Source organism: Lentilactobacillus sp. (assembly GCF_040773105.1).
GTDB classification, from domain to species: Bacteria; Bacillota; Bacilli; order Lactobacillales; family Lactobacillaceae; genus Lentilactobacillus; species Lentilactobacillus parabuchneri.
In genome coordinates, this window is the sequence record NZ_JAXGWW010000061.1 from 1 (window position 1) to 10,289 (window position 10,289).

Below are 10,289 nucleotides of genomic sequence, written 5' to 3' on the forward strand. Positions count from 1 at the left end.
AATAATACCGTACTTCATAATGACCACTCCTTTTTATTTTTATTCATCCGACTAAAAAAACGCCCCTTGGTTATAAAAACCAAAGGACGTTAAGTTAACGTGGTACCACCTTAATTTGAGTCATCTTCACAAACAACTCCTCGAAGCGTACGGGAAAATATTCCGATACGCCGGCACGTTAATGGGTGCTACCATCTCACCTCGAAAAGTGAACTTATCGGGTTCAATCTTTTAATTCGTAGTTTTAATGCCCTCACACCATCCAGGCACTCTCTTTGTAAAGCTAAGAATCGACTCCATTGGACCAAATCAATTAGTCGTATTTAGATGTTGCATGAACTATAGCTCATGTTTGACGGATGTGTCAACAACTTTTTTTGAATTTAATTAGACCAATCTCATCAAAATGCCATTTTATCAAGGGGTTTGGCATTTTAAAATAATTTTATTTTCAATCCATCGTTGATTTCGGGTATACTCGAGATAACAAATGATTTGAAAGAGGTAAACTCAATGCGTGCAATAATTGGAATTGCTGGATTAATCTCAATGGCAATGTGTATTGGAGCAGTCATTTTCTTAATTATGGGAAATCGAACAGTCGCGGTCCCACTCGTTTCGGTCGGTCTCGTTATTTTGATTGTGAGTTATGGTGCTGCAACCTACATTTCGCATAATGACAAGGGAAGATAAATTGCGGTTTTTTACATAATCTGACATGTAAAGAAGGGTGCATATGCTACTAATTAGGACCATTCGCCAAAGTGACTACTCAGATGTCAGCGATTTAATCAGACTGGCATTTTCCAAAACACAAAACGGCTATCGAAATGAGGCAGCGATCGTCGATAAGGTTCGGGAAGATCCCACTTATAACAAACGTTTAGAAGTTGTCGCCGAAAATAATAACAGGATCATTGGCCACGGATTACTTAGCGAAATCCAAGTTATCAACGCCAATTCTTCATCAACTGGGCTTTGCTTAGCACCGTTATCTGTGTCCCCGGAGTTCCAAAAAAACGGGGTTGGCACTGCCATCCTCAACGAACTTGATAACCGAGCGATTCGTTTAGGCTATAAGTTTATCGTCGTAACCGGCTGGCCTGAGTATTATCCACGCTTCGGCTACCAAAAAGCAAGTCGCTTTGGAATCAAATCACCATTTCCTGTACCGGATGAGGTCTTCATGGTGAAGCCACTGGTAAAAGACGGCCTTAACGGTGTTTCGGGAACCGTCAAGTATTTGGAAGCATTTAACTAACGCTTATCGAGTAGTAAAGTAATATCAAAACTAAAGGGGCTGGAACTAAGCATAACTTGCTTACGTTTCCAGCCCCTTTTGAATACGGCCGGTCATATCTGCTTAGTTGAGCGCATCCCGTACTTCTCGAATGTCATTGGGAGTTGTTCGACAGCAGCCACCAATGATCGTTGCCCCGGCATTGAGCCATTTCGGTGCCAGATCTGAGAATGATTGCGAGCTCGGGTCGGGTTTCCACTTCTTGGTTTCCGGATTATAGATATCGCCGTTATTCGGGTAAACAACAATCGGCTTTTCAGTGACTGACCGGATGGTTTTGACCGCTTCTTCGATATTTTCCATTCGGGTACAGTTCACCCCAATCGCCGTAATCTGTGGATGATCATTGAAGTAAGCGACGGCTTCCTCTAATGGGGTTCCATCACATAAATGCTTTGCATCTTTAACACTAAAAGACAGCCAGCCCGTTCGATTCAAAAACTTGGTTTCCAATAGGTTTGCGATTGCTTTTGCTTCTTCAAAGTTCGGTTGGGTTTCAAATGCAAACAGATCAATTCCGGCGGCGTCTAATAATCGCATTCGCGGTTCGTGAAATTCCACATATTCACCCTCTGAAAGATCATAATCTCCCGTATACTCGCTTCCATCAGCTAGATACGCCCCAAATGGGCCAACACTTCCGGCAATTAACGGATATTTCGCCCGCTTTTGCCGTTCCTGAGTCGACAAGTTCGAATAGAATTCTGTCCTGGCTTCTTGCGCAAGTTTCACGGCATTGGTCACCATTTTGCTGGCCTGATGAGGTGTGAAGCCGATTTGCTGGAATGAATCGAGGTTCGCTTGATACGTATTGGTAATCGCCACGTCGGCACCAGCTTCAAAATACGAGCGGTGAACATCTTTGACTGCCTGTGGGTGATTAATCAGTGCGGCCGCCGACCATAATTGGCTGTCCGTATTCACCCCACGCTTTTCAAGCTCAGTTGCCATTGCGCCATCCAGCACCAAAGCTTTTTGATTTTCTAAATCTTTTTTGAGTAAATCAGGCATATCGAAAACCTCCAACTGATCAATTTTTTCTTGAATATTATCTTCATTTGATGCACTCTATTAACTATGAGACTTTACTCATTTTATTCTTATCAAATTAAAAGTGCAATATTGGAGGGAAATTGATGAACAACAAACCACACATTAATCTCGAGCGAAAGATGGAATCACGTCATCTGCTGATGATTTCCCTTGGCGGTGTTATTGGAACCGGGTTGTTTCTTAGTTCCGGGTATACGATTCATCAAGCAGGGCCAATCGGGACGATTTTAGCATATGCCATTGGGGCCGTTGTCGTTTACCTGGTGATGCTTTGTCTCGGGGAACTCTCCGTGGCAATGCCCCAAACTGGGTCTTTTCATGTTTATGCCGATAAATACATTGGGCCGGGCACCGGATTTACCGTGGCAATTCTTTACTGGCTGACGTGGACAGTTGCTTTAGGGTCCGAGTTCACCGCTGCCGGTCTGATTATGCGGACATGGTTTCCAACCACTCCCACGTGGATTTGGAGCGCCTTGTTCATGATTGTTATTTTTACTTCCAATGCCCTGTCGGTTAGATTCTTCGCAGAAACTGAATTCTGGTTTTCAAGCATCAAAGTGATTGCCATTATTTTGTTCATTGTTCTGGGTAGCTTGGCCATTATCGGCGTCATCCCCATTAAGGGCGTCCAGCATGCGCCCCTTCTAACCAATCTAACTAAAGATGGACTGTTCCCAAATGGCTTTAAAGCCGTTTTTACGACGATGTTAACCGTTAACTTTGCCTTTTCAGGAACCGAACTGATTGGTGTAACTGCGGGTGAAACCAAGGATCCTTCCAAGAATATTCCGAAGGCCATCCACACGACATTGTTTCGGCTGATTATTTTCTTCATTGGCAGTATTACAGTCATGGCTGCCTTAATCCCCTGGCAAAAGGCCGGTGTTAACCAGAGTCCGTTTGTCTTGGTGTTTAACAGTATCGGCCTCCCCTTTGCCGGCGATATTATGAACTTCGTAGTTCTGACCGCAATTTTATCGGCCGCAAACTCAGGGCTTTACGCTTCCACCAGAATGCTTTGGTCACTCGCTCATGAAGGCATGATTCCGTTGAAATATGCCAAAACTAATTCGCGTGGCGTCCCCATGCTGGCACTGGTTCTCAGCATGGCCGGCGGTATCTTGGCGTTGATTTCCAGTGTTGTCGCCGCTTCGATTGTTTATCTGGTTCTTGTCTCGATCTCCGGTCTGGCCGTGGTGATCGTTTGGATGGCGATTGCCCTTTCTGAAATTAATTTTAGAAAAACATGGCTGGCAACCGGTCATTCCGTCGATGAATTAAAGTTCAAGACACCTTGGTATCCAGTGTTGCCGTGGACCGCGTTTATTTTATGCTTATTATCATGCGTTTTAATCGTCTTTGATCCAACCCAACGACCAGCGTTATTTTACATGATTCCCTTCGTTGGGCTTTGCTACATCGTTTATTACGGTAAGGCTAAGCTTTCGGAACGAAAAAAAGGAACCATCAGCAAGGATGATTCCAGTGAAAACTAGTTAGTCTTTTGTGATCGTCTCGTTATCCGAGAGGGTCATTTTTTTATCTTCAATTGCTTGATTCGCAAGCTTAACCAGGAACTGACCGTATTTGATGACCACGAAGATAACCATGAACGTCGCTACGGTGATTTCCAAGTTCGCAATCACTCCAATGACTGAGTTCAGGCCGTTTGCCAAGTGGAAGCTGTTGTTAAACAGGTTCAACGCAGTGGCTGAAATCACCAGTGGGAAAGTGAACGCACCGAAGCTTGGGTAAAACGATAAGCGAACATATTTGAAAATCTTGGTCAACGTGCCCCAATACAGAGTTTGTGCCAAAAGCACCATGACCAATGAAAAGGCCCATGACGGCGCTGTATTCATTGTTAAGTAACCTGTTAGGCAAAGTGATGCGGGTGCTGCCATGATTGTCAGCAGTGGCAGGGTTGCTTCAAACATAAACTCGCGTCGGAGCAATCGGATGCAAACGATTGGCAGAAGAATCGCGTAAAGTCCAAGGGAAAGCCATAAGATTGGCGTTCCGAGTGCTGGAATGAAGTTGTTGGCGGTGACCGGAATCACACCAATGCCGACAAAAGTTACAAACCAACTTGGGTACACATGATCCAATTCAACAGTTGGACGTAATAAATGGCGATAAATAAAGTAGCCCATAATGACGAATTGCAAAATCACTGCAAATGTCCAAACTGCTGTTGGTAATACCGGAATGCCCCATGATTTCAAGAATGTGCTGATAATCATCAAAGACATCGTGAAGGTTGGTGCAACTGACGCAATAATCGGATCATTTAAATCATTCATGCTTAGCTTAAAATGAATGCCAATCTTTGCAATCACCAGTAAAATCAACACAAGTGACAAGATGCCCCAAGCATTCCCAATGACGGGCAAGCCAATTGCTTTAAACAAATTCCCCAGTGAGGCAATTCCAAGTATCAATCCACAAATTGGTAAAGGTAACTTCTTCAAAAATAACTTCATACGGTCCTCTCCTCTCTTAGATGAGCTTAATTATATCGTGTATGGTACAATAAATAAAATTGATAGTATTTATATTTATTATAGACGAAATCTATAAGGAGCCAAAACGATGTTCAAATTCCTCGAAACCTTCATGGTGGTCTACAAAACCCGCAGTTTCTCACTGGCTGCCCAACAACTATTTATCACCCAACCAACCGTGTCAAATCAAGTCAAACAACTCGAACTGCAGCTGCACACGGAATTGTTCGAACGTAAAAGCCGGCGGGAGATTGTCCCGACCGAAGCGGCCAATTTGCTATACAAACGTGCCGGCAAGATTCTCAAAAACTGGCAGGACGTGAACGATCAAATCACAAGATTAGGAAATGAAGACAACGAGAAGGTCAAGTTTGGCATCTCGCAAACCGTTTCAAGAATCCTATTTGCTAAAATCGCCAATCAGTTGGTTGCGTCGTTACCCCACGTTGACTTCGACGTTACGGTGTCGAACTCTGAAGGTGTCTTAAACCAATTGGAAACCTATAAGATTGATATTGGCATTATCGAAAAACCACTTGTGACAGAAAACATCTCCCGGATTTCCATTGGTAAGGATCAACTTGTGAAGGCCGGCGTTGACAACGGGAACTGGATTACCCGTGAACCGGGATCCGGAATTGGCTACTATACCGAGCAGTATTTCCGCGAAGCAGATGTCCAGCCCACCAAGCTGATTCACGTCAATAATAGTGGCTTGATAAGGCGAATGGTGGCGCAAGGAGTCGGCCAGGCACTCCTATCAGACAAGGACTTACCGGAAAACGTGCCGGTTGAATCATTGGGGGAACATTTTGTCCGCGATTTTTATTTGCTGGCCAGAGAAGATAGTGAGCGGGATAAAACCCTGGCACACATTAGAAAGATTGTTGAATCGTTTAATTGGGCGTAAAAATGAACCACAAACTATGGATTTCAAAGTTTGTGGTTCATCTTTTTTGATATTAACTTTTAAATCACCATCTTAAGCCTGGTCGCACTTACAGCGGTGCTCCGGTAAATCTTTTCGATGGTCTTTTCGTAGTCACTGTTGGCCACTCCAAAGACGACTTTGATGTCGCTTCCTTCTTGGACCACCAAATGAATTTTGATTTGACTGTTATCCAATAAATCAAGAATCTTACCGGCGATTGCAGGTCGCTTACCCAGTTGGGACGAAACGGCCGCAACCATAGCGATATTTTTCTCCAGCTTGACGGCATCCAAATCGCATCCGGACTTCAAAGCCGTCACGATAGCCATCAACTTACCATCAACGTCAGCCCGTTTGGCAAGGAATTGAACTGAATCAGTTCCGGCTGGAACATAGTCGAATTTAACACCAAATTTTTGAATAACTGAGAACACTTTGGCCATAACGTCAAGGCGTTTATTCAGTTGATACTTTTGAATTGAAATAACCACGTAGTCTTTCTTACCGGCAATTCCGGTTACCAACTGGTTGGCATTACTATTCGCCGAATCAACTACCAGAGTTCCATCTTCTTCAGGATGGTTCGTATTCAAGATGGCAATTGGAATCTGCTTTTCTTTAGCAGGCTGAATTGCCTCTTCCTGAAAGACGCTGATGCCCATGTAAGAAAGCTCCTGAAGCTCTTCATAAGTCAGTTCGTTGATCTTACGGGAGTTATTGATAATCCGTGGGTCGGCCATTTTAATGCCGGATACGTCAGTCCAGTTCTCGTATAAATCAGCATCGACAAAGTTGGCTAATAATGCGCCGGAAATGTCACTCCCACCTCGAGGCATCAAGTGTGTCAATCCATTTTCGTCAACCCCGTAGAATCCGGGAACGACGATATGCTCATCATAGCTCATGAAATCACGCAGGCGGTTGATTGATTCGCCGTAGTTTACCTCATTTTGGTCAAATACCAAGAAGCGGGCAGCATCAATGAACTGGTAGCCTAAAAAGTCGGCCATTAATTTAGCGGTCAGAAATTCACCCCGGGACACTAAGTAATCATGACTGCAGTTGGGAATCTGCTTGGCAATCTTCTGGAGGTCGGATTCAATTGCGACCTTCAAACCAAGTGCATCTCGAATGCCCACAAAGCGACTTTGGATATGGTTAAAGACTGGCATGTAGTCGTCACCTGCATCCCGCAACTTCTCTACTTGAATTAACAAGTCGGTGACCTTAACGGCCTCACTATCACTCTTACCGGCTGCGCTCACCACAATTACCTTGCGATCTGCGTTTGCTTCAACAATTGCGCGAACTTTTTTAAATTGGCCCGCGTCGGCAACTGAACTTCCACCAAATTTTGCTACTATCATTTTACTGCTCCTCCTTTCTTACTGGGTAAACTCGCCATAAAGGCTGTCTCATCTCGTTTAAGAACCTGTCTCATTAAGCTGTGCATCTCACCTACCGGAATGTCGTGAATCAACAGGTAGTCGCCACGAAGCTCCGGCTGGTACTCGCCAAACAGTTGAGAACAATCAATTTCCGACCTCACAATGTAATCGTGCATCGTCAAGTTGGGATCGAACTTAAAGCTGCTCTTGAACTCGCGCTTCAAATGCTCCTTACCTTGGAAAATGTCCAAGATATCTTGAATGACGGCGTTGGCAGTTGGTAGCTGACCGGCTCCCTGGCCCATAAACTTCAAGGTCCCAATGGTTTCACCAATCAGTGAAATCAAATTGTAGTTATCTCGAGTATGGGCTTCTAAAGCATCGCCGTAATACAACGTGGGTTCAACCATATAGTCGAACCGATCACCGCGTTGGTGACTCTTTCCCATTAACTTAATGGTCAGCCCCAACTTATCAAAGTGGGTCATGTCATCTTCGGTGATGTTTCGAATCCCAAAGACCGGCAGTTCCGCCGTCGGCTTGATAAACAAGTCATAGGCGATATCAACGCTGATACATAACTTATTGGCAACGTCCAAACCGTCAATATCGGCACTGGGGTCAGCTTCGGCATAACCAAGTTGCTGGGCTTCCATTAAAACCTCATTGAACGACTTGCCGGTGCGGTGCATCTGGGCAAGAATGAAATTACTGGTTCCATTGAAGATTCCTTGAATCTTAGTGACATCGTCAACCCGTAGTGCCCGTTCCAATCCTTGGATCCAGGGAATCCCACCGCCGACGCTTGATTCAAAGTAAAACTTGGCGTTATTCTCAGCGGCGACCTTCGTGAACTCATCCATATACTGTGCAATCACGGCTTTGTTAGCGGTAATAACGTGCTTGTGATGCTTCAGTGCGTCCACTATGTATTGATGGGCCGGTTCGATGCCGCCGATAACTTCGACGACAACGTCAACATCCTGATCGTTTAAAATTTCATCAATGCTATCCGTCATTTCCGGTAAATCCGGTTTTTTATTCTTTCTGATCAAAATATGCTTTACATGGAGGTTTTGGGCTTGGCGCTTGGCATTTTGGATAATTTTGTATACGCCTGATCCGACTGTCCCAAATCCTAATATTGCAATATTCACAGCTCCAACCTCCAATTTTTACGGTGTTCACAAATAATAAACACTTGTGTTTTACATGAAAACAGATTATCATATAAATCATAGAAATGCAAGGAGTAAAGTTGATGAATAAATATTATACGAGTACCAGAAACGATTCAATCCAGATTTCAGCTAAGGACGCCATCAAAAAAGGCTTCGCTGATGACAAGGGTCTCTTCGTTTATCCCGACTTGGAAAAACTCCAAGTAAACTTCGAAAAATTAATTCAATTAAATTATCAAGATATCGCGCGCGCTGTCTTATCTATTTTATTGCCAGACTTTTCGGCCGACGAGATTGATGAGAGTATCGACGCCGCCTATCAATCAAGCTTCGATACGCCAAAGATTACGCCGGTCGTCGACGTTGACAATTTCCATGTCCTGGAGCTCTTCCACGGACCAACCAGCGCCTTTAAAGATGTTGGCCTACAACTATTACCGCAGTTAATGAAACATGTTTTAACCGACAATAATAAGGTAATGATTCTAACAGCCACAAGTGGTGACACTGGAAAAGCCGCTCTGGAAGGCTTCAAGGACCTCCACAACATGGGGATTATCGTCTTTTACCCAGATGGCGGCGTCAGCCAAATTCAAAAGTTACAGATGATTACCACTGGTGGTTCAAACACAAAGGTGGCCGCAATCGAAGGAAACTTTGACGATGCGCAGACCAACGTTAAGCAGATCTTTAATGATAACGATTTGAAACAATCCTTGGGAGACGGTGTCACCCTTTCAAGCGCCAACTCAATCAATATTGGCCGATTGATCCCCCAAGTCGTTTACTACTTTGATTCTTACAAACAACTGGTAAACAACGGCTCAATTCAAGTTGGCGACAAGGTTAACTTTACCGTCCCAACTGGAAACTTTGGTGATGTTCTAGCCGGCTATTATGCTAAAATGCTTGGCTTGCCCGTCAATAAATTTGTTGTTGCTTGTAACGAAAACAACGTTTTGGCCAACTTCTTCAACCATGGCGTCTATGACCGTAACCGGCCGTTCTTCCAGACGGTCGCCCCAAGCATGGATATTCAAATTTCCAGCAACTTTGAACGCCTTCTTTATTATAAGAGCGGCGAAGATACGAAATACGTGAAACAACTAATGGACGACCTGGAAGACAGTGGAAAGTACGAAGTTTCAAAGGAAGTCCTGGCAAACATCCAAAAGGATTTCTATTGTGGCTTTAGCACTGATAAGGACATCGAAAGTTCGATTGACGATGTTTATGAACAAAACGGCTACCTGATGGATCCACATACCGCCGCCGGTTACAAGGTGATGCGTGATTACCAGGAGATTGATCCGGATACACCGATGGTTCTCTTAAGTACTGCCAGCCCCTATAAGTTCGTTAACGCGGTGGCAAACGCCGTTTTACCCGAAACATCAGATGACGTTCAACAAGTCATGAAAGATCTGAATGCGGCAACCAACGCGCCGATTCCCGACAATTTAAGCAAAGTCTGGGACCTGCCAGTCCGTCATGAAAGCGTCATTCAAAAAGACCAGATGACCGAATATGTTAAGCAAAAAGTCGAGGAGGTATTCTATGATAAGGATCAAAGTTCCAGCAACTAGTGCCAATGTCGGCGTCGGATTTGACTGCCTCGGCTTGGCGGTATCGTATTATTCGACCATTTCATTTGAAACAAGTGATGCGCGGTTGATCATTACCGGATCGCCGAAAGAATTTCAAAACGCTGATAATTTAGTCTATCAAGCCTTCGTTAAAGGCTGTAATTTTTTGGACAAACCGGTGCCAAACGTTAAAATTAATATCGAAGGCGACGTTCCGGTTGCCCGTGGAAGACGTCGTGGTCACGCCGGTGCCGGAGATCGTGGCCGTGTTGCGGTATTGCACGTTGGTCACGTTGGCCGCATAGACGGCCGGGTCGGTGACGCGCGTCTCGAACGTGATGGT

The 10,289-nt window shown here is 44.5% G+C and carries 9 protein-coding genes and 1 pseudogene; 6 read left to right on the forward strand and 4 right to left on the reverse strand.

Features of this window, described 5'->3' with window-relative positions:
* The first annotated feature begins 513 nt into the window (after positions 1 to 513).
* Both AB3112_RS04790 and AB3112_RS04795 read left to right on the forward strand, forming a co-directional pair.
* Positions 514 to 693, forward strand: a complete 180-nt coding sequence (locus AB3112_RS04790; RefSeq protein ID WP_057909806.1) for a hypothetical protein — start codon at positions 514 to 516, stop codon at positions 691 to 693.
* A 43-nt stretch (positions 694 to 736) separates the two neighbouring features.
* Positions 737 to 1,261, forward strand: coding sequence for a GNAT family N-acetyltransferase (locus AB3112_RS04795; protein WP_084973868.1), 525 nt, complete (start codon positions 737 to 739; stop codon positions 1,259 to 1,261).
* Positions 1,262 to 1,363: 102 nt separating this feature from the next.
* Here the strand turns inward: AB3112_RS04795 and mmuM are convergent, their stop codons facing one another.
* On the reverse strand, positions 1,364 to 2,311 hold the full coding sequence (mmuM, locus tag AB3112_RS04800) for a homocysteine S-methyltransferase (protein ID WP_367334044.1): 948 nt from the start codon (positions 2,309 to 2,311) through the stop codon (positions 1,364 to 1,366).
* A 125-nt stretch (positions 2,312 to 2,436) separates the two neighbouring features.
* On the opposite strand from mmuM, the gene AB3112_RS04805 reads away from it, so the two are divergent.
* Positions 2,437 to 3,852 carry an amino acid permease gene (locus AB3112_RS04805; protein ID WP_367334045.1) on the forward strand — a complete coding sequence of 472 codons (1,416 nt, stop codon included), beginning with the start codon at positions 2,437 to 2,439 and terminating at the stop codon, positions 3,850 to 3,852.
* On the opposite strand, the gene AB3112_RS04810 is transcribed toward AB3112_RS04805, so the two are convergent.
* Complete coding sequence (locus AB3112_RS04810; protein WP_057909802.1) at positions 3,853 to 4,839, reverse strand: TDT family transporter; 987 nt, start codon at positions 4,837 to 4,839, stop codon at positions 3,853 to 3,855.
* Positions 4,840 to 4,948: 109 nt separating this feature from the next.
* On the opposite strand from AB3112_RS04810, the gene AB3112_RS04815 reads away from it, so the two are divergent.
* Positions 4,949 to 5,770 carry a LysR family transcriptional regulator gene (locus AB3112_RS04815; protein ID WP_084973862.1) on the forward strand — a complete coding sequence of 274 codons (822 nt, stop codon included), beginning with the start codon at positions 4,949 to 4,951 and terminating at the stop codon, positions 5,768 to 5,770.
* A gap of 59 nt (positions 5,771 to 5,829) precedes the next feature.
* Here the strand turns inward: AB3112_RS04815 and AB3112_RS04820 are convergent, their stop codons facing one another.
* Both AB3112_RS04820 and AB3112_RS04825 read right to left on the reverse strand, forming a co-directional pair.
* Positions 5,830 to 7,158: an aspartate kinase gene (locus AB3112_RS04820; RefSeq protein WP_367334046.1), complete on the reverse strand. Its 1,329-nt coding sequence runs from the start codon at positions 7,156 to 7,158 to the stop codon at positions 5,830 to 5,832.
* Entirely contained in the window at positions 7,155 to 8,336 is a 1,182-nt protein-coding gene (locus AB3112_RS04825) for a homoserine dehydrogenase (RefSeq protein ID WP_367334047.1), read from the reverse strand. Before AB3112_RS04825 ends, AB3112_RS04820 begins: the two co-directional genes overlap by 4 nt.
* Before the next feature lie 104 nt (positions 8,337 to 8,440).
* Here AB3112_RS04825 and thrC point away from each other — a divergent pair, with 104 nt between their 5' ends.
* Together thrC and AB3112_RS04835 are read left to right on the forward strand one after the other, a co-directional pair.
* On the forward strand, positions 8,441 to 9,946 hold the full coding sequence (thrC, locus tag AB3112_RS04830) for a threonine synthase (protein WP_084973856.1): 1,506 nt from the start codon (positions 8,441 to 8,443) through the stop codon (positions 9,944 to 9,946).
* Positions 9,918 to 10,289 (forward strand): annotated as a pseudogene (locus tag AB3112_RS04835) (hypothetical protein); the annotation flags it as partial. The gene thrC and the pseudogene AB3112_RS04835, both read left to right, overlap by 29 nt.